This is a genomic window from Streptomyces sp. NPDC004752, assembly GCF_053601275.1.
On the sequence record NZ_JBSGBN010000034.1, the window covers coordinates 1 to 23,701 of the forward strand.

The window sequence follows — 23,701 nt, forward strand, 5'->3', positions numbered from 1 at the left end:
TCGACTTGTTCCTACCAGGGGCTTTGCTGCTGTCCGCACGCGGCCTCGCTCGCCCTACTCACGCACCGCCACGGCTCGTTGCTGGCAACAGCTCATTGCCGAACCGCTCCCCGCGCCTTGCCGGCGCGGAGCGTCACCAGCTCGCCACTCCCGCCGACGTGGCCGCGTACCTCGGGGTGCCGGTGAAGACCCTCTACCAGTGGAAGTACCGGGGCATCGGCCCCAGCGTCCACAAGGTCGGCCGTCACCTGCGCTACCGCTGGCGGGAGGTGGACGCGTGGCTGGACGCCCAGACGTCGTACGACCTCACGGCCTGACCCCGCATCTGACGCGGACAACCAAGCGGCCCCCGGCGCGCCAACGCCGAGGGCCGAAGACTTCCCAACTGATCGCCCATCCCTGAACGAATGAGCTGGTGAGGGGCGGGACCTTGCCCGTCCTGCCCCTCACCGGAGAGGAACGTCTTGGACGACCCTACGTCCCCCAACTCCACGAACACCTCCCCGACCGGCTGGCCCACTCCCGCGGTCCCCGGCGAGGGCGTCCCCTGGCGCCGCAGGGATCAGGCGGACACACAATCCCCGGCGTCGGGGACCGTAGAGCACTCGGCGGATGTGGAAGCACACGGGGACCGTCCCCAGCCGTCTACAGACGCCGCTGTTGGGGACCGTCCCCACGAAGTACCCGCTGCTCGGTCCCCGCACGTCCCGGTCCCCGTATCGGCATCCGGAGCAAACCCGCAGGTCAGCGGCGCCAAAGTGGGGACCGGCCCCCAAGGGGCTGCAGTTGCACCAGGGGACCGCAATGGGGACCGTGATCACGGTCCCCGCCAGTCGCTGGGGGCCGACAGCCCCGTGGCGGGAACTGCCCAGCAGAAGGGGACCGGTCCCGTCGACGCACGGGGACCGGATCACGGGACCGTCTCCCGGCCCCCTCGGGGACCGGCAGACCCTGGGGAACGGGGTTCCGGTGAGGGTGCGGAACTGCTGGATGAGTTGCGGGCGGCGATCGGCAAGTACGTCGTGCTGCCCAGTGACGAGGCACTGACAGCGGTCACCCTGTGGGTGGCGGCCACACACATCCAGACCGCCCTGCAGCACGCGCCGCGTCTAGCGGTCGTAGGCCCCGCGAAGGGCTGCGGCAAGTCCCGGGTTCTGGACGTGCTCCACGAGACCGTGCACCAGCCGATCATGACGGTGAACATGTCCACGGCGGTGCTCTTCCGCATCATCGGCAAGAACCCGCGCACGATCCTGGTGGACGAGGCCGACACCATCTTCAGCAAGGCCGGCGAGAACGAGGAACTGCGCGGCCTGCTGAACGCCGGACACCAACGCAACCGGCCCGCCTGGCGCATCTCCGGCCCGGAGCACAAGCCGACCCCGTATCCGACCTTCGCCATGGCCGCACTGGCCTCGATCGGCGACCTCCCCGACACGATCACAGACCGGGCGGTCGTGCTCCGCATGCAAAAGCGCAAGCCGGGCGAGAAGGTGACCCCCTTCCGCTCGCGCTACGCCACGCCGGAACTGAACGCACTGCGGGACAAGCTGGCCGCCTGGCTGGGACCGCTGCGCGGCATGGCCGACCGCATGGCGCCGACGATGCCGGTGGAGGACCGGGCGGCGGACACCTGGGAGCCGCTGGTCATCATCGCCGACCTGGCCGGCGGCCACTGGCCCGCCAGCGCCCGTGCGGCCTGTGTCGCGATGACCCGTTTCGAGGCCGTCCAGGACGAGCAGACCAACCTGAAGACAAGGTTGCTGCGCGACATCCACCGCGTCTTCGAGGCACACGGCAACCCCGAGGCCCTGTCCAGCCTGGATCTGGTCACCGCCCTGCTCCAGGACCCCGACGCCCCCTGGGCAGAGCACGGCACCAACGGGCTCAACGCCTACCACCTGGGCAGAATGCTCCGGGACTTCGACATCCGCCCGGCCAACTACCGGTTCGACAAGGGCAGGCAGGCCAAGGGGTACGCCCGTAACCGGCTCCTCGACAGCTGGGCCCGCCACTGCCCCGACCTCGCCGAGACGGCGCCTGCCACCACGCACGACACCACGCCCGCGCGCCCGGCCCAGGGCACGCCGCCCGCCGCCCCGGCCGGTCAGCTGCCCATCGGCCCGCCCGGCGGTCCTGCCGGCCCCAAGCGCGCCCGCTGACCCGCCTCCCCCTGGGTCCGTATCACTGCGTCGCATCCGTCCCCGCGCAGGTCAGCGCGGGGACGGATGTCCTCACCGGGACGGACTTCTCCGTACCTGCCCGAGTGTCCGTACCTGTCCTGACCAGGCATGGGACGGATGCGACGCACGTGACCCGTCTCCCATCCCCTCACCGCCGGAGCCACACCATGCACGAACAGCACAACGAACTCCCCACGGCTCAACAGCAGACGCCCACCACCTCAGCCCCAGACAGCGCAGCAAGTTGTCGGGTAAGGAGTCCTTACCCGGCCTCCGCCCCCGAGGTGGCGGAGGCACCCGGCGCCGAGGGGGCACCGGGGTCGGCCGGCCCGGGGGAGCCGACCGAGATGGGAGACACCAGACCGTCGCCGCACGCCGCGCAGACGCCGACGCCGCAGCGTCGTCTGCGTCAGCCGCGCCTGCGCGAGCGCCGTGTCCATCCCCGTTACAGCGACAGTGAGTTCACCGATCTCGCCCACGCCGCCGCGCTCAGCCGCATGCAGATCGGCGGCTACGTCGCCGAGGCGTCGCTCGCCGCGGCCCGCGCCGAGGACCCCACCGCCGCGATCGCCGACTACCGCGCCATGGTGAAGGCACTGATGGCCGCCAACCGGCAGCTCGGCGGCCTCGGCAACAACCTCAACCAACTCACCTGGCACCTCAACAAGGACGGCGCCTGGCCCGAGCCCGACGCCGTCCACCGGCTCCTGGCCCGCATCGAAACGTCGATCGCCGACGTGGACACCGCCGTCGCCCAGGTCACCGAAGGAAGGCAGGACCGGTGATACCGAAGATCATCACCGGCAAAGGCAGCACCCGCCGTCTGATCGCCTACCTCTTCGGCAAGGGCGACGCCAACGAACACGTCGACCCCCATCTGGTCGCCTCCTGGAACGACTTCGCCCCCGACCCCGGCCGCAGCCCCCACCGCGACCCCAAGGAGGTAGAGAAACAGCTCCACACGCAACTCGACCAGCCGGTGGCCATGCTCGGCCGCCAGGCTCCCCAGACCACGGTCTGGCACTGCCCGGTCCGCGCCACCCCCGAGGACCCCATCCTGTCCGACGCCCAGTGGGCCGAGATCGCCCGCCGGATCGTGGCCGCCGCCGGCATCGCCCCCACCGGAGACACCGAAGCCTGCCGCTGGGTGGCCGTACGGCATGCCGACGACCACATCCACATCGCCGCCACCCTCGTCCGCCAGGACGGCCGCCGCCCCAAACGGGACTACGACATCCGGGCCGTCCAGCGCGAGGCCCGCCAGATCGAAATCGACTACGGGCTGAGGCGGTTGAAGCCCGGCGACGGCACGGCCGCCAAGCGCCCCACCAGCAAGGAGCACTTCAAGGCCAAGCGCCTGGGCCAGGACGTCACCGCCCGCGAGGTCCTGCGCATGCGGGTGCGCCGCGCGGTTGCCGCCGCGGCCGACGAGGCCGAGTTCTTCTCGCTGCTGGAGGCGACCGGCGTGGACGTGCGCCTCAAGCTCGCTCCCTCCGGCGACGCGCTCGGCTGCAACTTCGCCCTGCCCGGCAACGTGAACGAGGAAGGCAACCCGGTGTGGTTCGCGGGCTCCACCCTCGCCCCTGACCTCTCCCTGCCCAAGATCCGCGAACGCCTCGCCACCACCAGCCCCGCGCCAGCCACCATCCAGCCTGGCAACCCGTGGCACCAGGCCACCGCCGCCACCGAACGCATCCCCCACCACCTCACGAAAGGCGACGAGCAGACGGCCCAGGGCCAACTCGTCGCGCTCGGTGCGGCGCTGGACCTGCTGCCCGTCATGGCACCGACCGCGGCGCGGGCCGACCTCGAACGAGCCGCCGCTGCCTTCGAGCGCGCCACCCGCTCCCGCATCGCCGCCGACCTCGACAGCACCCGCGCCCTGCGCCGCAGCATCCAGACCATCTGGTGCGAGAGGCCACAGGACAGTGACAGCACGGGGGCTCACCATGCTCCTGGACGCCGCACTCACCGCGGTCGCCTTCGCGCTGCACTGGCACCGCACCCGCCAGCAAGCCCAGCAGGAGGCGGCAGCCGAACAGGCTCTCCTCCACCTGCAGACCGCGTACGCGCAGACCGTCGAGCCCGTCCTGGTCGGCCTCGCCAGCCGGGCACCCGGCCCGCAGACCAAGCGCCGCTTCGCCCACCACCTTCAGGATGTGGTTCCGGAGCACGCCGAGGGCATCCTCAACGACCCCGCTTGGGACGCACTCGCCACCGTGCTCGCGGAGGCAGAGGCAGTAGGACACGACGCAGCCACCGTCCTCGGCCAAGCGCTGCACCAACGCGCCCTGGACGACGCCCGCAGTCCCGCCCGCGCGCTGACCTGGCGCATCCGCCGCCTCGGCGAGCGCCACGTTCCCGGTCCTTGGGCCCAGGCAGCCAGAGCCCACAGCGCCATGCAACGGCCCAGCGTGCCGGCCCACCCCGCGGCAGCCATTGGCCGGCCACCACAGGGGTCACCGACACGGCGGCGCTGATCAGGCGGGGGCGGACAGCTTGGGCGCGAGGAGCTCCAGGGCTTCCTCCCAGCGGTAGCGGTCGGCCCCTCCGCCGGCCTTCGGCCGGTGCGGTTCGTACGAGCCGATCAGGACGCCCATCTCGCGTAGCCGTTCCAGACTCTGGCGGTACGCGGGGTGGGCGGCCTGGGCCGAGTTCAGGTACGGAAGCACGGCGACCGGGATGCCCATGGCGGGTGCTTCGCACAGGACGCCCAGGGCGAGATTGTCGGAGATCCCAGCGGCCCACTTGTTGATGGTGTTGAAGCTGGCCGGGGCGACCGCGATCGCGTCCGCGGGCCGAGTCGGGCGCGGTTCGCCCGGTGATCGCCAGGCCGAGCGGATGGGGCGGCCGGTCTGGGTCTCGACCACCTCCGCGTCGAGGAAGCCGAGTCCTTGTGGGGTGGCAATGACACCGACGTCCCAGTGCCGTTCATGTGCCGCGGTGATCAGCTTGCCGACGTCGGCGGCGACCCCGGACGCGCAGACCACGATCTGGAGGAACGGCTTGTCGGGCTGATCGCTCACGCGGGCACTCCCAGTTGGCGGCTGAAGTGGTGCAGCTCGGGCAGTGCCCGGCGGCGGTCGCGGGCTGCCATGTCGGCGACCAGTTCGCGTACGGCCGGGCGGCGGATGTCCTGTGCCGCGCAGCTCTCGGCGATACGCAGGGCCTGGTAGCCCTCGGCGAGCCTGCCCTGCTGACTGTAGGCGCGGGCAGTCTCCACCCACAGCGCGGCCCGGCGCTCGGGGACAGGAATGTGCCGCCGCATGAGCGGCCGTGCGGTTTCCAGGGCGATGCCGGCGTCACCGAAGGAGACGGCTGCGCTGATCTCGTGGAGTGCGACGTTGGTGGGGCTGAAGTTCGCCCAGGCGTCCGGCCGGTCGAAGGCGACGTAGCGAGCGACTTCCTTGGCCTCGGTGAGGAAGTCCTGGGTGGTGTCGCGGTCGCCGTTTCTGCTGGCGGCGGTCGCCCCGCGGAGCAACAGCAGACCAACCGCTGCCAGGTACCGGGGCGAGCGCTGGTCGTAGGAGCCGGTGAGCTGGTCGGCTGTGTGGCGGACCATGTTCACGGCCTGGGCCGTGTGCTTCTCCCGCACGAGGACGTGAGCGTGGACGCGGACACTCGCGGCGAGGACGACGGGATCCCCGGACCGTTCCGCCTCCGCCATGGCCCGACCGGCCGCGAGCCAGGCGTTGCCCTGATCGGCCCGCTTCAGCAACAGGCTCACCGACGTCTGGTAGGCGGTCGCGAGCAGCCCGGACACCTCCGCCGAGCCGGATGAGCCTCCGGCGGCCTGACGCAGGTCGGCGATCAGACCCGGCAAGGTCTGCTCCAGTTCCGCGTAGTCGCACGTGCAGAACATCCGGCGTACGGCCCGTGCCCGGTCCCGCAGCTCGTCGAGGCCCAGGGCTTGCCCGGTGGCCGCGGGGCTCGTGCCTGGCAACAGGACTTGGATCAGGTCGTGATGTGCCGCGCTCGACGACGGCGGAGCCGCGAGCGCAGCGACGCTTGCGGCAAGGAAGGTACGGCGGTGCATGTCCTCTGTTCCGGGCTCGGCGGGGCTGGCATCAGAAGCGGCGGCGAGGCCGAGACGTTGCGGCGGAATCTCCAGCACCTGCGCGATCTCGCGCAGCACTCGCACGTCCTCCGTGCCCCTGCCGCTCTCCAGGCGGCTCACCTTCGACTGGTGATACCCAAGCGCGGCGGCAACGTCCCTCTGCGAGCGCCGCTGTAACACGCGTGCCTGACGGATCACTTCGCCGATCCGTCTCGCTTCACTCTGTGCCTCGGCCATCTGTGCCACGGCCCCTTCTGCCGTCGCCGATCCTGCCTGCTCAACCGAGAGTAACCGAGCGGCATTTGGCAGTGATGCAGCTCCTGCATAAGTGATGCAGCCCCGGCACACCGACTGGTTCCGCTTACGTCCGGAGCGGTTGCGTGGAGTGGCCGAACCAACCAGGAGGCCGCTCATGGAAGCGCATCACATCCGGATTCCCGTCTCCGGCACGCCAGCTGCCGCAGCGTCCGCGCGCCAGCAGCTCGCGGACGGGATACGGACTTTCGGCGCCTTCCTCGGCCCCGAACTCCTGGACGCGGCAGAGCTGGTGGCCGCAGAGCTCATCGCGAACGCGGTCCGGCACGCAAACGGCGGCCCGATCACGGCCGGCGCCTGCCTGAGCGACAAGGGACTGCGAATCGAGGTGAACGACGCCAACCCCGCCGTCCCGCACGTCGGCCTGTCGGATGTGGACGAGGAAGGCGGACGCGGGCTGTTCCTCGTCGCCGCACTCGCGGACCGCCACGGCTTCGATCCGCTGCCGCCCGGCAAACGCTGCTGGGCCGAGTTCAAGGTCAGCACCCCACTACCCACCGCATCACACCTGCCCCTGCAGAGGAGTTGACCGTTGACAGCCGTACGGATTCCCCCCGTCGCCGCAGAAGTGGTCGCCGTGCGACCCGGCAGCCCGCTCGCCGGATCCATCACCGTCGACGGCTCCAAGAACGCGGCCCTGCCCCTGCTGGCCGCCGCCGCGGCCCTGCACCGCCCGGTGCATCTGAGCAACGTCCCGTCGAACACGGACGTCGAAACCATGCTCACCGTGCTCCAACAGGCCGGCTGGCACACGGCCCGTCCGGCCAGCGACCCGCACACCACGGTGATCCTGCCGAGCGACGAGCCCCAGCCGGGCCCCGATCCTGAGATCGCCGCCCGCATCCGGGCCTCGTACTACCTCGTACCGGCCCTGCTCGGCGCGTACGGGCGAGCCAGGCTGCCCTGGCCGGGCGGCTGCCGGATCGGCGAACGCGGGATGGAGCAGCACTTCAAGGTCTACGAGCGCTTCGGTGACCGCACGACCGTAGACGGCCACGGGTATGTCGTGGAAGCAGCCACTGGTCAGACCGGAACGGTGTCCGTGGCGCTGCCTTTCCGTTCTCGCGGGGCGAGCATCGCCGCCCTCCTGCGCGCGGTCGTAGCCGGGCGGCCCCTGCGCCTTGGCCACCCCAATCTCTCGCCTGAAGTCATCAGCGTCGTAGAGGCGTTGCAGGTGGCGGGATGGGCGTGCCGGGTCAGTGAGTCGGTCCTGACGCTGTCACCACCCACTTCCGTCCCGACGGAGACCACGGTCTGGTCGGTGCCCGGCGACAAGGTCGAAGCCGGGACCCTGGCCTGTGCGGTCGCGGCGACCGGCGGGGAGGCACGCATCTGTGGCGTGCGCGGCGACGACGTCGCTCCCCTGGTCTCCGCCTTGAACTGGCTCGGAGTCCCCGCCGCCACCGAGGGCGATGCTCTCACCGTCCGGGCCCACGACGCCGAACCGACCGGGCGATCGCTACGCGCCATCGCATCCCTCTCCCCCGACGGCTTGGACGCCGACTTCGAACCACCGCTGATGGCCCTCGCCCTCGGACTGCCCGGCACTCACCTGTTCGCCGACACCATGAACCCCGGCCGTCACGGCAACCTGCTCCCCCAGCTCGCGCGCCTCGGCGCCGAGATCCACGAGCTCTCGCCCACCGAATGCCGCCTCACCGGACCGCAGCAGCTGACCGGCGCCGGCGTGGAGGCCACCGACATCCGCACGGGCTCGGCCCTGCTCATCGCTGGCCTCACCGCGCGCGGCGTCACCACCCTCGGTGGCCTCGAACAGCTCCGGCGCGGCCACGCCGATCTGCCCACCAAACTGCACACCCTGGGCGCCGACATCTGCGAGGTCACGCCATGACCCGGCAGCTTCAGCGGATCACCGCCACGACCGACATCCACTCCTCCTTCGCCCAGGCCACACCGATGCTGGCCTACCTCCACGCCGCCAGGGCCGAGAGCCTGATCGTGGACTGCGGCGACTTCTTCGAAGGCACCGGCTTCTACCGCTTCGGCCAGGGGCAGATCGAGTGCGAAGTTCTCACCAGCCTGTACGACCTGCTCGCCCCTGGAAACCACGGCTGGCCGCACTACTTCGAACCGCAGCTGCACGCGATGACCGTGTGCGCGAACGCAGCCGACGGCAGCGGCAGGCCGCTCTTCGACCGCGTGCGCATCGAGCACATCGGTGGCCGGCGCGTTGCCGTCACCGCGGTAATCGGCCTGCAAGCCTTCAACGCGATCCCTGCCAACCAGCGCACGGGCCACCACGTCACCGACCCGGCCCAGGCCCTGCGCGAAGTGATGCTGGAGCACCATCACCGTGCCGACGCCTGGATGGTGCTGTCCCACTCGGGCTTCGACGAGGACCTGAAGCTGGCCGCCGCCTGCCCGTTCGCGGACGTCATCTTCGCCGGGCACTGCCACAGCGACACCTACGGCCCCGTGCCCGTCGGTGACACCCTCGTCGTCAAGGGTCACGAACTCGGCGTCGGGTACGCCACCGCCGAGCCGGTCGGGGCCGGCTGGGCCGTCCGCGTAGGCACCTTCCCCGACACGTCCCTGATCCCCGAGGACCTCGCCGTACTGCAGGAGAAAATCGCCCTCGTCGGCAACACCCTGGGGAGCCAGCTCGGCATCGTGAACGAGCCGTATCTCAATACCCTGTTGGACCGACGCCTCCTCTTGGGCGAGATCGCCACCCGCCTGCACACCGGCCTCGGAGCGGACGCGGTCATCCTCAACGAGACCGCTCTGCGCCCCGTACCGCTCGGCGATGTCCTCACCCTCGGCGACCTGCTCGCCATCGAGCCCTTCGGCAACCAGCTCGTCCACGCCTTCCTCTCCGACAATCAGTCCGAGGACCACGCCAAGCTGCTCGCTCATCTCGTCGAACACATCGGGCCCTTGGCGGTCGCGCCCACGCCCCTTCCGCCCACAGCGCGCATCGTGCTGACCACCGGCTACATCGCCGACACCTATCTCGGCGGCCGCACTCATCAAGCCGGACTGCGTCTGGGCCAGGCGGTGCGCAGCGTCCTGGCGGCCCCGTTCGCTGACTCTGCCGACGCTCTTCAAGGGGGCGCTCAATGATCCTCACCGGTCCCGAGATCAACACGGCCGTTGCCGACGGACGCCTTCGCATCACCCCGTTCGACCCGAAGCAGACGAACCCCAACAGCTACAACGTCCGCCTGGGCGCCACCCTGCTGACGTACGCCACCAAGGTCATCGACGCCCACCACGCCAACCCCACGCGCACGATCCGAATCGACACAGACGGATACGTCCTCCAGCCCGGCGAGCTGTACCTCGGCCACACCGTCGAGGAGGTCGGCTCGGACCTCTTCATCCCACTGCTCTTCGGTCGCTCCTCGGTCGGACGACTGGGGTTATTCGTCGAGATCACCGCCCCTATCGGTGACATCGGCTTCCACGGCCAGTGGACTTTGATGCTGTCCCCCATCCGCCCTCTGCGGGTGTACGCGGGCATGAAGATCGGGCAGATCATGTTCTTCGTCCCCACCGGGGACGTCGACCTGTACCGAGGCAAGTACCAGGGCGCCGCCGGCCCCCAGCCATCCCGCTACTGGCGGGATGCGGCACACGTGCAGGCAGGCGCCTCGTGATCCTCACCGGCTCCGCCATTGCCGCCGCCATCAGCGCAGGCGAGATCACCATCGCGCCCTACGACCCGGCACGCCTGTCCCCCAATGCCTACGACTGGCGGCTGGGCGACACGATCCGCATCTGCGACGGCGACCTGGACGCCGCCGCCCCCACCACCTTCACCGAACTGGCCATCCCCGCCTCCGGATTGGTCCTGCAGCCCGGCGTGCTCTACCTCGGCGTCACGCTGGAGAGAACCGGCTCGGAAACGTATGCCCAACTTCTCAACGGCAACCGCACCATCGGCGCCCTCGGCATCTGGGTCCACGTTTCCGCGCCACTCGGCCACCAGGGCCACGCGATCCACTGGACCTTGGAGATCCGCGCTGCCAAGCCCGCCCGCGTCTATCCGGGAATGACGTTCGGCAAGCTCGTCTTCCTCACCACCCTCGGCACCCCGGCCAGCTACCAGCAACAGCGCGCCAAGTACGCCGCCACGCACGGCATCGACATCTCCCGCCTGTACGAAGAGATCCCCCAAGGAGCGCTGTGAGCCCCCTCGTCCGCCCTGCCGCGGGGCCGCTGGCCGCCACCTTTCTCGACCTCCCAACCGGAAGCCCCGGCGGCAGCGTCGAACTCTTCCTCGACCTGTACACCGGCGACAAGCCCCTCATCCCCGCACGGGCCTTCATGCTGGCCCCCACCCGCCCCAAACCCCACCTCCCCGCCGGGCTCGACCTGCTGACGGTCGCCGGCAAGTGCCTGGAGGGCGCCGCCTTCAGCCGCTACGTCGCAGCCCTGCGCCGGGCGCTGGTGACCGCGATCGATCCAGCCCAGATCGGGGTACTCCACCTGCAGCACCTCACCTTCGGCGCCACGCCCGCCCTGCTCCGGGCGCTGCCGGCCCACCCCAGAATCGCCTTGGTCCACGGCACCGACCTGATCTTCGCCGAGGCCCACCGCGACCAGCTCCAAGTCCTGCGCGAGACGGCAAGGGCCGCCGACGCGATCGTCGTCCCCACCGGCGCGATGGCCGACCGCCTTCTCAGGCTCGCCCCGCAGATCGACCGCCGCAAGATCGTCCGCATTCCATGGGGCATCCCCGACCATCTGCTCACCGATCCGCCGACGCGGCCCGCCCGCACCTCCACCAGCCACCTACGACTGCTCTACGCAGGCAGGCTGACCGCCGAGAAGGGCGCAGAGCACCTGATCACGGGCCTGGCGCCCATTCCAGGAGTCGAGCTGAGCATCGCCGCCCCCAGAGCCCAGTTCCACGCCTTGGCCCCGCTCCTCCAACGCACCGGAGTGCGGGCCCGGTACCTCGGCTGGCTCCGCCGTCCACAGTTGTGGAAAGCCTTCGCCGAGCACGACGTCCTGGTCATGCCGTCCACCACCCTGGAAGCCATGGGCCTGGTCGCGTTGGAGGCCCAAGCATGCGGTCTGCCTGTCCTGTACCAACCTGTGCCCGGCCTCAACGAAGTCGTCGCCGCGTCCGGAGTGGCCACCGACTTCACCCGCTCGGCCGCCCTCGCCCGGGACCTCGAATGTCTACGAACCGCACGTGGCCTCCTGCCCGCCCTGCGACAGGCGGGCTACGCGAACGCCGCCCGCTACCCGCTCTCATCGACCGCACGATCCTTGACCGGCCTCGGCAACCAACTCACCTGAATTACCTCCAGACAGCTCACCACGCCGCTGCCAGACCCGGCCCATGAACGTCACTACGCTGACCGGCGGGATGCTCCGGCGAAGAGGGAGACCATGACGTACGACAGCGACCGCATCGAAGCCCTGCTGGACGAGGGCGTCCGCGACAAGGTGTACCCCGGTGCCGTATGGGCCGTCGGCGACACCACCGGCATCCGTGCTCAAGGCACCACCGGCGTCCTCGACCCCGACGAACCAGACGTGCCGATGCAAGCCGACACCGTCTTCGACGCCGCCAGCCTCACCAAAATCCTCGCCGTATGGTCGTCCATCGGCGCTCTGTGGGAGGACGGCGCCCTCGACCTCGATCAGTCCCTCGGCACCTTCTGGCCGGACGTCTTCGGCCACCCTCTGGGCGCCGTGACCGCCCGGCAGTTGCTGACGCACACGGCTGGCCTTCCCCTGCGGGCCCAACTGAAGAACCTCTACGGCACCAACAAGGAGGACATCCGCCGAGGCGTTCTGCACGAGCAACTCCACCGGCCACCAGGCGAGGCCGTCGAGTACACCGACCGGGCCGCCCTCATCCTCGGCTACCTCGCCGAGTACCTCTCCGGCCAGACCTTGGACGAGCTGGCCACCGTCCGCGTCTGGCAACCACTGGGCATGGACAGCACCTGCTTCGGTCCACTGCCCGATGAGATCGCGGCCCGCTGTGCTCCGACCGAGCTCGACCAAGACACCGACACCCATCTCAAGGGAACCGCCCACGACTTCTCCGCGCGCCTCCTCGGCGGAGTCTGCGGCATCGCCGGCGCCTTCACCGTCCTCGACGACCTCGCCGCCCTTCTCCGCCACATGCTGGACACCAGCACCGCACCAGAGCGAGCTGGCTTCGGCCGCGGCTGGACGGCAACGTCACTGACTGTCCAGACCGGCACGCTGGCACCCGTTCGCGGCCTGTTCTGGCACACCGCTCCCGAGACCGCCCCGGCCGACGATGTCTGGGTCCACTATGGATTCACCGGAACCGGCATGTGGGTCTCACCCCGCCATGGGCGGTGGGCCGTGCTGCTGACCAACAAGCTCTACTACACCCGTGACCGACAACCCTTGACCGACGTCCGCAACGCCTTCCGAAGGTTTGCCTTCATCTGACGCGTGGATGACCGGACACGGCCACCGCGATGAGGCTCCCCGCCGAAGCCGCCGCCCAGCATGCCCGCGTCACGCGCATGCTGCAGCAGTTCGGGACCGGGCTGCTCGCCGCCACGCCAGGCAGCCTCAGCGTGCAGACCTGAACCGAGCACGCCACCACCTGGAGGATGAAGGCAAGTCGGCGCCGACGGAAGAAAAGTCACGGCAGGAGCAGCAGGGGCAGACCGTGCAGGTAGCTCTCCGCATGAGCAGTTCCACGGTTCCGTGGTGGACGTGGATGCCCAACCCCAGGACGAGTTCGGCGTGCACGCGGCGGAAGCCCAGGTGCCGCGGGAGGCGGGATGGATACCTAGGCAGGCTCCGCCAAGTGCAGCACCCAGATGGCTCGCTCGACCGAATGTCCCTCGCCATCCATCACACGGATGGCTTCGAACCGTCTTGGGGGGACGTCACCTCGCCCAGCAGTTCGGCGGCACGATAGTGGATGACCAACTCGGCCTCCAGGTCCGCGATCCGCTTACAGGCCACGGCGGCCGTCTCTCTGTGGCAAAGCTGGACGATGCGGCAAGATCCCTGGTCATGGCGGCAGAGGAGCATGAGGAACGCCCGGCGCTGTCGGCGGAGATCGACGAGATATTTCGACGCCGGCTGACAGTGAAGGAAGCGGGTAAACGGCATCTTGCGGCGGCACGACGGATAGTGGCACTGGCCTCGGTGGCGGGCATCGAGCCGCTGGAGGCGGCGGAGTTGACGGGGTACGCGCTGCGCACGTGTACGAAGTGGGCAGCCCGACGGGGGCGTGCGGAGGTATCGGTCGAGCAAGCCCGTGCGATGCCATGTGAGCAGGTACGTTTGCGCCTTCGGCAGGTGGGAGTGGCGCGGCAGCGTCAGACGGAGCGCGAGCAGGAGTTAGCCCAGTTCACAGCAGCCGTGGCCGCGACGGCGCGTCGACGGGAGATGTCGCCGGTGGAGTTTGCGGCGGCGACCGGATATACGGTGCACGTCGTTGAGAGTTGGTACGAGACCGCACGGAAGGTCGCGCACCAGGCGGCCCGCAATTCGAAGTTGACGGAGTTCCGCCTGAAGGCGGGGCAGAGCCGTACGCGCGCCGTCCTGCGGGAGCGCGAGCAGCGCTGGCTTCAAGCAAGGGGGCCGTGGCGGGACGAGTGGGCAACTCCGGGGCGGCAGGCGAAGAAGCGGCGCACGTCGCGGAAAAAGTCGGTGGAAAAGGCCCGACAGCGGGCGCGCCGCAGACGCAAGCAGTAGAGCCATGGTGAAGCGCATCACAAGATGTCTTCGCGCGCGGGCGCGCGCGTATCTCTCTTAAAGAGAGATCAGGCTTAAATGTCCGTATTGCCAGCTTCTCGGTCGGGGATCGCATCGTGTCTACGGTTCCGGTGTGTCGACACAGCAACCGTCAACGATCAAGCCCGCAAGGGGGATTACATATGCCTGCCTCGATTCGATTTCTCAGCCAGCGCCCACTCGTGACCGTGAACGTCCTTAAAGGCCCCGCACAGGCCGTAAGCGGTGACCCGTGGGGTTCTCGCTCACCACTCCTGTGGGCGCTCCTGGCGGCGCTTCTGAGCGGCGTGGCGTCGGGTGCAGCGCAGCAGGCCGCGGCAGTGCTCATCGGCTGAGTACGGCGGGGCCCGCCCTGGGATGCCAGGGCGGGCCCGTCACGTGCGGCCGGTTGCAGGTCGACTTTGCACATCGGGCGTGTGGTGGGCTTCTGGCCTCTGGCGCCGCTGCACTGGCCGTGTCACGCGACACTCGCGGCGTTCAGCTTGGCCACGGAGGCACTGTGGCGGGAGATGGCTGCAGTGGAGCGGACACCATGGAAGCTCGGGATGGCGAAGTGGGCGGCCGAACTCGCGCGCGTCCGTGACTGGGCCTATAGACGCTAGGTACTGGTAACGACCGACGCGTTCGGACGGGCTTGCCCGGCTTCCAGCGGTGCTCGCGTCGACGAGGGTGCCGGGGGCCGCTTGGGCTGGCGACGGCGTGATGTCAGTGGTGACGCCTAGGCTGGATGAGGCAAGTGTGTTGCGCCGTCAGCTCCCGTCGTCTGATGCGGTCCGGGGGTGGTCGGCCCGTTCGAATCCGAGGACAACCATGCAGCTCGCCGACCATTTCAATGAGTTCCTGCGCACCACGGTGAACCTGGGCCAAGTCAAGCTCGACCTTCTCGACACCAGGGTGGAGGCGATCTACCGGGCGTTGAAGGCGGACGAGGAAATCGGCTCGCTGGTCCTAGGCAAGACTCCGCAGGGCTCATGGGCGCATCGCACGATCATCGACCCGGTCGGCGGGACGGAGTTCGATGCTGACGTGATGCTGCTGATGGCCGAGAACCCGGACTGGTCACAGAGCCCGAAGACGTATATCGAGGAGGTGTATGCGGCCCTACATCGGCACAGCATCTACAAGGACATGCCGCACTCGCGTAAGTGCCGATGTGTGCGGCTGGTCTACAGCAATTCCATGCACGTGGACATCGTGCCTTACGTGGTGCTAGTCGATGGTCGAGAGGTCATCGTCAACCGCGACGAGGACACCTGGGAGAACACCAACTCGCAGGGCTTCACCACTTGGATGCGCACTCAGGACCAGATCGCGCAGGGGAATCTGCGCAAGGTCATCCGGTTGATGAAGTTCCTGCGCGACCACAAGGGATCGTTCACCGGAACGCGGTCGGTGATCCTGACGACGCTGCTCGGCAACCATGTTCATGCCTACAAGAAGTTCTCCGATCCGGGCTACTACCGTGATGTGCCCACTGCGCTCTTGCACATCGTCGCTGACCTGGACGCCTATCTGCAGGCCAACGAGACCAAGCCCTCGGTCGCCGACCCCTCAGGGTCTGGGCTGACCTTCGACCATCGTTGGGAGCAGAAGACGTACTCCTACTTCCGCGACCGCATCCACAAGCACGCCGCCGAGATCCACGACGCGTACCACGCCGAAGACAAGGACACCAGCCTACGGCTGTGGCAGAACCTTTTCGGCCCCGAGTTCAAGGCCCCGGTTGCGGCAACCAGCGGCTCCAAGTTCCCCGTGGCTGCCACCACGGTCACCGCAGTCGCGCGGCCTGGTCGCGCCGGGTGAGCAGCGGCAAGAACCGACCCGCACCGACGGACTGGCAGAAGAAGGCCCTGGCCGAGCTGCGCGGGGCCGCGGCCGAACAGCCGGACGTGCTGCGTCTGGTGGGAGTTCCAGCCCGCGGCCAGAACGGTGTGCTCAGGGTGACGCTGCGGCTTCACACCGGGCCCTTGACCACTGCTGACGGCGGCTTGGCTCTGCAGGAGCACGAGGAGTTCGTCCTGACCCTGCCGGCCTCACCGCTCTCCGCAACCACCGTCGAAGTCGAGCACTGGAGGTTCGCCGGCTACCCGCATGTCCTCCAAGGGCGCCGACTGTGCATCTTCCTGGATCCCGCCCGCGAGTGGGATCCACTGCGCGGGGGCATGCGGACGTTTCTAAACCGGCTGTGGTCCTGGTTGAGCGACGCGGCAGCGGGCCAATTCAACGCATCACAGGCGATGTACCACGCCGTCGGCGGCGTGCTTCACCAAACGCCTGGAACCCCGACACTGGTCGTACGCGTTCCCGGCCCCGACCAGCGAATCCAGACGGGCTACCTGATCGCGCGCACCGAGCACCGCCTAGACCTGGCCTACAGTCCGCCCCCGGAAGGCGGAGCCGTACGGGTGCCAGTAATCACCATTGCGGGCGCGCTGCCGCTCGGCGGCGGCTCCACCTTTGCCGAGCTGCTGACCTACGTGGACAACCCTCCGTTCGATCGACAGCGAAAAAGCTCACCACAGGCGGTCGCCCAGTCTCCGGCGATCCTGACCACGCTCGCGGCCAGTGCGGCCCGCAACCCCGACGGCTCACCGCAGTACCTGATCCTGGCGGTCCCGCACCCCGCGGGCGGCCCGCCCCATCTCTTGGGTGCACGTCTTCCCGCGCCCGCCGCGGATGCCCTGCGGCGCATGGCCCGCGAGCAGGGTTCCGCGCTGAACATCGACGCCTCCCAGATCCGCTCGGACCTACTGATCGAATGGTGCCCTGTGTCCGATGAACGACCTGCCGTGACCACACGTCGCGATGACGGAAGCCTCATCGGCGGCTTCTTGGGGAAACACGTGCATGTCTGGGGCTGCGGCGGCCTTGGCTCCTGGATCGCCGAGTTCGTCGTCCGTGCCGGCGCCTCACAGGTGACGGTGTGCGACCCCGGAACAGTCACTGGCGGACTGTTGGTCCGGCAGAACTACGTCGAGGCTGACGTTGGAGCCTCCAAAGCCCAGGCCCTGGCCCGACGGCTGCGAGCAGTGGATGACACGGTCGCGATCCACGTCCACGACGGCGTACTGCCTGACGCTGCAGCTCTGGCGGGCGCCGAAGTCATTATCGACGCGACCGTCAGCATTGCCATGGGCCACATCTTGGAGCGCCTCGCGGCCAGCGGGGGACCCCACCCGGTCCTGGCTCAAGTAGCCACGGATACCCGCACCGGCACCTTGGGCCTGCTGAGTGTCTCCGCACCCACCACCGCACAGGGGCCCAGCAGCATCGACACTGCTGCTGGGAAGATCGTACTGGCCGACCCCGTCCTGGAGCTTTACCACCGCCTGTGGCAGGACACCCCGGACGGCGACGAACTTGTACCAACCCGCGGCTGTTCGGTGCCCACCTTCCACGGGTCATCGGCCGACCTGGCCGCTGTCGCCGGAACACTGACGTCCTTCCTGGGGATGCACCTGATCACTCCCGGCTCGGGTACGCATCTGGTCGCGCTTCCTCACGCCGCCGGATCGCCCCATCACCATTTCCTGGCCCACGACCCGACACCGACCACGCCCTGACCGACCCCATGTGCACTCAAAAATGCGCTGCCGTCAAGGCGAACGGGAACGCAGTAACTGGCTATGGGATCACCAGCGAGTGCCAGTGTCAGGGAATCTCCAAGGCTCGTCGGTATCCGCTCGGCGTGCGGTCGTATAGCACCAGCGCGGGGTGCACTTGGCGGTCGCGTACCCGCCCCAGGCTTACCCCGGCCGAGAGCGGCACCGCGAACAGTACGTGCAGGCGCCGCACCTGCTTGGCGCTCGCCTCCAGATCCGCGAACAGCGACCGCAGCACCTCCTGGAACTGAGTCAAGGAAACGCGATTGCGCAGCACGTCCGGAGCGGCGGCAACACCAACAGGGCTGATGCGGTACCGGCGCAGTCCGGCGAGCTGGTGTGGGACCTCGTCGGGCTGGATCGTGCCTGAGATGTTCAGCACGAGCACCGCCTCATGCGCGGGCGGCTGGTCTACGTCGAGGTGGACCGCGAAGCCGACCACCGGCGCTGTCGAAGACCACGACCAGGACTCGTCTTCGCGGTGGCGCTGATAGACGTCGGTGGGCACGGTGTCGTCCAGACGGGATCCGAGGTAGACGAGCAGTGGCAGCCGGGCGAAGCCGAAGACGCTCAAGTGCGCGATCTTGTCGCGGGCGATGCCACGGTTGAGCTGGTTATCGATGACCTCGTCGATGACGGCGGTGGCTGCTCGGTAGTAAGGCGAGCCTCCAGTCTCCTCGTCGGGGATATCGCGCAGATCGATCGTCATCTCGCCCGCCACGTGGCGCAGGTCGATCTCCACGCCGTGCCGCTCATAGGACTCCAGGAATAGCGGGAACCGGTCCCCGGAGGTGATCACCGCGGTAGCAGCGGTCTGCCGGGTCAGCTCGACTTCCTGGCCGCGCACGCGGCCCACCATCCGCAGCACCGTGGTCGCCCGGTCGTCGGCCAGCCCGGTGACGTGCTTGATGCGGTCCTCGTGAGCGCGTTTGAGCGCGCGCAGCCGTTCCACGGTGAAAACGTCCAGGGTGCCGGAAGCGTCGATCTCGTCGTGTTCGTCGGCACAGACCAGCATCAAGTTGTCGGCGGTGTCGCGCTCGACCAAGTCGTACTCACCACGCGGGGAGCCTGCGGTCTGTTGTTGGCCCACGATGTGCGCCAACTCCCCCTGCCTCACGGTGCGCCCTGTCATCCCACCGTCGAGCAGATACCTGTTACAGATCGCGCACCGGCCACCACTGCGCACCCACACTTCCAAGCGCACAGGCGCTGGGATGGCCCGTCTCCCGCCGCCCTGCCCGCCAGCCTTCCTCGCCATACGCTGCCTCCCGTCTTGGAGCGCGCCCGCTGAAGCCATAGTGCGTTTCCGTTCATCCTTCCGCGGCAGAACCGCTTCGGGCACAGCCCACGCCCTCCGGGAAGGTCTGCTCCACCGACTCATCGAGGCGGCAGGAGTGCCAATCGACAGCCTCAGCGGAATTGTCAGTGCTCCGTGCGACCGTGATCGCACTTGAGTCATGGGACGGCCGCGACCCACTGCGCGCCTGTCCCATCCGCTGGCATAGCGCCGACAGCAAAGGGGATGCCATGGCAATGCTCTTCGGCACGCTACTCATTCGTCGTCTTACGTCGTCGGATAGCGAACGGAGGACGAGAGCGGAGACACGGTTGGGGGTTCCCGATCCACGCAGACCGATGGACGATTCCCCGTCCGACGGACCCCAAGTTGACGCACCTGTCGACGAGGTAGAAGTCACTTTGCCTGTTGCGGAGTTCGACGAGCGAGTGGATCTAGTCTTTCGGACTCCGAAGCGTGGGCGCGATCAGCTGCTCGCCAAAGGGTTGTGCGAACAGCAAGGTTGGGCGATCCGGCCAGCCGGTGAGCAGGAAGACCCCGGACGGCCGGAGGACCAAGCTGCATACGTCGTAGAAGTGCGGCTCCCCGGCTCGCGCAGGGGCGCTGAAACCGGTGCCCGCCAGCGTCTGCTGAAGGTTGTGGGCAAGCACGTGTCTGTGACCATCGTGGGAGGGTCTCTCGTCCGTGCCCAGGCGCCTGAGCCGATGGTGACTTGGCGCGTATTTCGGGAGTCCAGCTGGCGAAACAGGCGGGGCCTCGGCTGGTTGGCCTCTCTGCGTACCCAGTCGGGGCTCGCCGACGAGCAGCGCACCATCGGTGTTGCTCCATCCGTCGAAGAAGCGGAGGTCCGCGAGCTACTTGGGCAACAACAACTCGGAGGCTTCGAGTTTGACGAGTCCCGCCACGGCGTGCGCAAGAGCGTGGGGCCCAAGGCTAATGAGACGGAGGAGGACAGAAATCCCTGGTGGCACGGCCGTCGAGGGGTAGCACTCCGCGTTGCCCTGGCATCCCTGCTCATGTTCTACGGCTGGCTCGCGTACGACCGTTCCTTGGTCGGCCAGCTGGCCATGCTCGCGCCACTCGCCGTCGCCGCGTGGTTCGTCGGCAACTGGTACATGAGCAACCAGCGTCGTCCCTGGCCCTTGCGCTGGGCGGCCGGGACCTTGATCCTCGCCAGCAGCGCAATACCCGGATACATGTGGCACCAGCAGAACCCCTACGGCGTCGCCGCTCAGATCAGAAGTGTTCTGCTCACGTTCGCCGGTCTGGCTCTGCTGTGGTATGTACCCCGGGGGTGCTGGTTCGCCATTCGCCAGACCTGGATCAGCAGGCACGCCGCTGGCCTGCTCACTGTGCTCGTCCTGCCTCTGCCGTGGGTTCTGCCGTTCGTGGGCTCGTTCTTGCAGTTCCTTTACGTGGAGGACGCTTTCGGAATCCCCGCTGACTCGGTCTCCGCCCCCGTCTATTGGACCGGTGCATCTGCACTGCTGCCTACGCTCGGCTGCATAGGGCTACTCCTGCCGCCTCTGGCCCTCTACGGCTGGGCCCGCCACTTCCACTGGGCCTGGGAGAAGAGCATTGTGAGCGTCGTGTCGGCTGGTGCCGCCGTCATGCTCATCGTCGCTGGAGGAGTTGCTTTCATGAGCCGGACCTCGGACGCAGCCCACCGCGCCGCCCGTGACGTAATGAACGCGACTGCACCGGACTCCTACTTCGGCATCCAGGGCGAGCGGATATGCGTACAGCCACTCAAAGGCAAGCTCTCCGTGCACAACGGGCCGCTCCCGACCGATCGTCCGCTGCTCGCTTTCAGCACGGATGGCGATGTCCTCTACCTGTGGGACCCGGTGCGCGCCCGGGAACATGGCGGACCTGATCCCGTAATCTCGGTGCACTCGGCGGAGGTCTCGACATACGCAGTGAGCGACGGTCAGATCCGCTGCCCGGAGCTGACATGAAGCGCAACAAGCAGAACATCAGCCACCCCAGGCTCTGACCTTGCACCGACTCGTTCGGGGCAAATCGGCCAGCAGAAAGTGAGCGCCGAGGGCACATCTAGGGCACATGAGCCCGGGAAACGGCGTTGACCCGTGAGAACTACCGAGAGGAGTTTTCCCAGGTCAACGCACATTTCCCTGCGAACCCCCAGGTCAGCCCCCTCCCCCTCCCATTCGCTGCACGAGTGGCAGGACTTCAGCCATCGGTTGCATGAGGCGGGGCATCAGCCTTATTGCTTGGTGTGGCCCTGAGTCTGGGGTTTCAAGGGTTTCGGGCGGAGCTTTCGGGCTCCGCCCTTCTCATGTGCCGGGTGGGGCCGTCGGGTGGCCGGGGCATAGGGGTTTGGGTGAGGCAGCACCCCACGGCGGATCACAGCGGGACAAGCCCGCGCGGCAGCGCAAGGGCCACGCCGCTGAGCATTCCTCACACAGGCGCTGACCGAAGGCCCGTGCAAGCGTGCTCACGTGTGCAGCGTGCGTCTCAACGGCGATGAGCGGATGGTCACCGCCGTCGCAGCCGCCAGCCGTACGAGCCTGCCTTCCCCTCCCGCAGCAGCTGCCGCCGTCGGCACCACGGCGACAGTCTCAGTCAGGGTGCCCGTGCCATCAACCCCGGTGCCCGACCGTCGGCCCCGACGCCACCATCGCCGCCACCCAGCCCGCCGTACCACGTGACAAGGAGGCTGGAGATCCTTTCATCGACCGGAGTCAAGCGGCCATCTCGCTACGTATCCGGTCCAGGTACTGAGAGGCTGTGGCGTGCTGTTCAGGCAGCCGGGTCCCTGCCGTGCGCATGATGCGCTGGAGCTGATGCGGAAGCCGCTGCGTGCTCGCCTCCCGAATCGCGCTGTCCAGCGACTGGGCGGCGGCGTTGCGATCGTCGGCGAGCAGCTGAACGTGGGCAACGGTGACCAGCTCGATCACGCTCCATTGCGGGGCCACGACGGTCGTAGGAGCCGGGCTGTGTTCCACGAATCGCATGGCCGTCCTGGTGCGCCCGGTGGCGACGAGACCGCGCAGCCGGATCTCATGCAGCGAGAAGGGGTTGAACAAACTGGTGTGGTCGATGTCGTCGAGAAGGGCATCGGTCTCCCGCGTCACCCGGTCGAACAGCTCGCCGTTGCGCAGCGCGCCGGCAGCCCGGGCCAGGAGCGGTAGGACGGCGGCGCGGGCGGTGTCGTCCGGAGCGGTGGCCGCGGCCCGGCACAGCCGCCGGACGGCGGCACCCCGCAGGTTGGCCTTGCGCAGCTCGTTGCCGTGCATGCGCAGCACGTACGAGGTCATGCGCGCGTCCTCGAAGTACTCGGCGATCTCCAGGCTCTTGGCCGTCCAGTGCGCCGCGGTGGCCAGGCGTTCCTCCGGCAGTACGTTGCCCAGGGCGGCACCGAGGCCGACGCGGGCCCGGGCGAGCAGGTGCAGCACGTCTCGCTCGGTATGCCCGTCCTCGATGCGGGCTTCAAGGCGGGCGACCAGCGGCCACAGCTCGGAGACGGCTTCGGAGGCGTGCCCGGACTGGCGGGCGATCTCAGCGAGCCGGACGGTCGACTCGCCGAACTGGAGCATCGCCCGGTGGTCGGTGTCAGTCGGGTCGGTAACGCCGAGAACATGCGGCGGCAGGCACAAAGCCTCGCAGATCCGGCGGCGGGAGCCGATGTCGTCGAGGGACCGCTTCCCCAACTCCAGGGCCGAGATGTACGTCTTGTCGTAGCCGAGGAGTTCGCCGAGCGCCGTCTGGTTCAGTCCGTGCACGCGACGGTAGAAGCGCATGATGTCGGCCAGATCCCCTGTGGCCAGGACTGACTGAGCCTGTGGCGTCGCCCAGTGCCACTGAGCATGCCGGGCCGAGGGCCGGGGAAGCGGGAGCCGGTCCTGCCCCACTCGTGTCGCCGCTTCGCTCCCGGCCATGGTCGGCTACGTCCGCTTGTAGTCGTCCAGGGACACCGACCCGGTGTTCCCCCGGCCGTACCAGGCGGCGATGGCCTGCTTGTAGCCGTCCGGCACGTTCAGGCCGGGCACCTCGTCCGCGCTGAACATACCCAGTTGCTTGTGCTCATGGCTGATGACCGGGGGCCGGTCGGGAGTCAGCACGGTGCAGCCGTAGGTCACGATCAGTACGCGCCGACCTGGGATGGGCTGATAGATCCACACACCACCGTCGATGAGCGGACCCGCCTTGACATCCCAGCCGGTCTCCTCCCGGATCTCACGCTCCAGCGCCGCCTCCGGACTGCTGTCCGGCAACTGCACGCCATCGTCCGTGCCGATCTCCAGGCGACCTCCCGGCAGTTCCCACTCATCACGCTCGTTCCGCAACAGCAACACGCGATCACGCGCGTCGAGCGCAACGCCTTTCACGGAGACGGGCCAGAGCGGCGGCGTGTACGTCATGACGTCCTCGTCCTGCGGTGTGCGAGCCGGGCCATCGGAACGTAGCACGCTCCCATCAGCCCACCACCCCGTCGCCCGATTTATCCGAGTCGACAATCAGTCGCTTTACCGCGGCCGCCCTGTCCTCCCACTCTGATCACACCGATCCC

Annotated in this window: 19 protein-coding genes and 1 pseudogene; 15 read left to right on the forward strand and 5 right to left on the reverse strand. The window is 68.5% G+C overall.

The genetic code is table 11. The features are described from left to right. Positions 1–95 precede the first annotated feature (95 nt). The 4 genes and pseudogenes from ACWEKM_RS16495 (at position 96) to ACWEKM_RS16510 (ending at position 4,663) form a co-directional block, all read left to right on the forward strand. A complete protein-coding gene (locus ACWEKM_RS16495; protein ID WP_451621931.1) occupies positions 96–317 on the forward strand; it encodes a helix-turn-helix transcriptional regulator in 222 nt (73 codons plus the stop codon). Between the two features lie 678 nt (positions 318–995). Next, complete coding sequence (locus tag ACWEKM_RS16500; protein WP_451621870.1) at positions 996–2,162, forward strand: DUF3631 domain-containing protein; 1,167 nt, start codon at positions 996–998, stop codon at positions 2,160–2,162. A 368-nt stretch (positions 2,163–2,530) separates the two neighbouring features. Continuing rightward, a complete protein-coding gene (locus ACWEKM_RS16505; protein ID WP_451621871.1) occupies positions 2,531–2,968 on the forward strand; it encodes a plasmid mobilization protein in 438 nt (145 codons plus the stop codon). After that, a pseudogene (locus tag ACWEKM_RS16510) lies at positions 2,965–4,663 on the forward strand (mobilization protein). Before ACWEKM_RS16505 ends, ACWEKM_RS16510 begins: the two are co-directional and overlap by 4 nt. On the opposite strand, the gene ACWEKM_RS16515 reads toward ACWEKM_RS16510, so the two are convergent. Next, complete coding sequence (locus ACWEKM_RS16515) at positions 4,664–5,209, reverse strand: flavoprotein (RefSeq protein WP_389462986.1); 546 nt, start codon at positions 5,207–5,209, stop codon at positions 4,664–4,666. Continuing rightward, entirely contained in the window at positions 5,206–6,477 is a 1,272-nt protein-coding gene (locus tag ACWEKM_RS16520; RefSeq protein ID WP_451621872.1) for a helix-turn-helix domain-containing protein, read from the reverse strand. Before ACWEKM_RS16520 ends, ACWEKM_RS16515 begins: the two co-directional genes overlap by 4 nt. Positions 6,478–6,652: 175 nt before the next feature. Here ACWEKM_RS16520 and ACWEKM_RS16525 point away from each other — a divergent pair, with 175 nt between their 5' ends. The 10 genes from ACWEKM_RS16525 (at position 6,653) to ACWEKM_RS16570 (ending at position 17,831) form a co-directional block, all read left to right on the forward strand. Continuing rightward, complete coding sequence (locus ACWEKM_RS16525) at positions 6,653–7,084, forward strand: ATP-binding protein (protein ID WP_432110555.1); 432 nt, start codon at positions 6,653–6,655, stop codon at positions 7,082–7,084. A 39-nt stretch (positions 7,085–7,123) separates the two neighbouring features. After that, positions 7,124–8,407: a UDP-N-acetylglucosamine 1-carboxyvinyltransferase gene (locus tag ACWEKM_RS16530; protein ID WP_451621932.1), complete on the forward strand. Its 1,284-nt coding sequence runs from the start codon at positions 7,124–7,126 to the stop codon at positions 8,405–8,407. Continuing rightward, positions 8,404–9,639 (forward strand): bifunctional metallophosphatase/5'-nucleotidase, encoded by a 1,236-nt coding sequence (locus ACWEKM_RS16535; RefSeq protein ID WP_451621873.1) that lies wholly within the window; start codon positions 8,404–8,406, stop codon positions 9,637–9,639. Before ACWEKM_RS16530 ends, ACWEKM_RS16535 begins: the two co-directional genes overlap by 4 nt. Continuing rightward, positions 9,636–10,175, forward strand: a complete 540-nt coding sequence (dcd, locus tag ACWEKM_RS16540; RefSeq protein WP_451621874.1) for a dCTP deaminase — start codon at positions 9,636–9,638, stop codon at positions 10,173–10,175. The genes ACWEKM_RS16535 and dcd overlap by 4 nt, the downstream gene beginning before the upstream one ends. Continuing rightward, positions 10,172–10,708 (forward strand): dCTP deaminase, encoded by a 537-nt coding sequence (locus ACWEKM_RS16545; RefSeq protein WP_451621875.1) that lies wholly within the window; start codon positions 10,172–10,174, stop codon positions 10,706–10,708. The genes dcd and ACWEKM_RS16545 overlap by 4 nt, the downstream gene beginning before the upstream one ends. Next, complete coding sequence (locus tag ACWEKM_RS16550; protein WP_451621876.1) at positions 10,705–11,826, forward strand: glycosyltransferase family 4 protein; 1,122 nt, start codon at positions 10,705–10,707, stop codon at positions 11,824–11,826. Before ACWEKM_RS16545 ends, ACWEKM_RS16550 begins: the two co-directional genes overlap by 4 nt. A gap of 93 nt (positions 11,827–11,919) precedes the next feature. Then, positions 11,920–12,963, forward strand: coding sequence for a serine hydrolase domain-containing protein (locus ACWEKM_RS16555; RefSeq protein WP_451621877.1), 1,044 nt, complete (start codon positions 11,920–11,922; stop codon positions 12,961–12,963). Between the two features lie 543 nt (positions 12,964–13,506). Next, positions 13,507–14,229 (forward strand): hypothetical protein, encoded by a 723-nt coding sequence (locus ACWEKM_RS16560; RefSeq protein WP_451621878.1) that lies wholly within the window; start codon positions 13,507–13,509, stop codon positions 14,227–14,229. Between the two features lie 849 nt (positions 14,230–15,078). Then, positions 15,079–16,071, forward strand: a complete 993-nt coding sequence (locus ACWEKM_RS16565) for an SMODS domain-containing nucleotidyltransferase (RefSeq protein ID WP_451621879.1) — start codon at positions 15,079–15,081, stop codon at positions 16,069–16,071. A 137-nt stretch (positions 16,072–16,208) separates the two neighbouring features. Then, positions 16,209–17,831, forward strand: a complete 1,623-nt coding sequence (locus ACWEKM_RS16570) for a ThiF family adenylyltransferase (RefSeq protein ID WP_451621880.1) — start codon at positions 16,209–16,211, stop codon at positions 17,829–17,831. Positions 17,832–17,919: 88 nt separating this feature from the next. Here the strand turns inward: ACWEKM_RS16570 and ACWEKM_RS16575 are convergent, their stop codons facing one another. Further along, positions 17,920–18,972, reverse strand: a complete 1,053-nt coding sequence (locus ACWEKM_RS16575; protein WP_451621881.1) for an SAVED domain-containing protein — start codon at positions 18,970–18,972, stop codon at positions 17,920–17,922. Positions 18,973–19,817: 845 nt separating this feature from the next. Between ACWEKM_RS16575 and ACWEKM_RS16580 the strand changes: the two genes are divergently transcribed. Then, a complete protein-coding gene (locus ACWEKM_RS16580) occupies positions 19,818–21,125 on the forward strand; it encodes a hypothetical protein (protein ID WP_451621882.1) in 1,308 nt (435 codons plus the stop codon). A gap of 747 nt (positions 21,126–21,872) precedes the next feature. Here ACWEKM_RS16580 and ACWEKM_RS16585 read toward each other — a convergent pair. Together ACWEKM_RS16585 and ACWEKM_RS16590 are read right to left on the reverse strand one after the other, a co-directional pair. Continuing rightward, positions 21,873–22,931, reverse strand: coding sequence for a helix-turn-helix domain-containing protein (locus ACWEKM_RS16585; protein ID WP_451621883.1), 1,059 nt, complete (start codon positions 22,929–22,931; stop codon positions 21,873–21,875). A gap of 144 nt (positions 22,932–23,075) precedes the next feature. Continuing rightward, positions 23,076–23,552 carry an NUDIX hydrolase gene (locus ACWEKM_RS16590; RefSeq protein ID WP_451621884.1) on the reverse strand — a complete coding sequence of 159 codons (477 nt, stop codon included), beginning with the start codon at positions 23,550–23,552 and terminating at the stop codon, positions 23,076–23,078. Positions 23,553–23,701 lie beyond the last annotated feature (149 nt).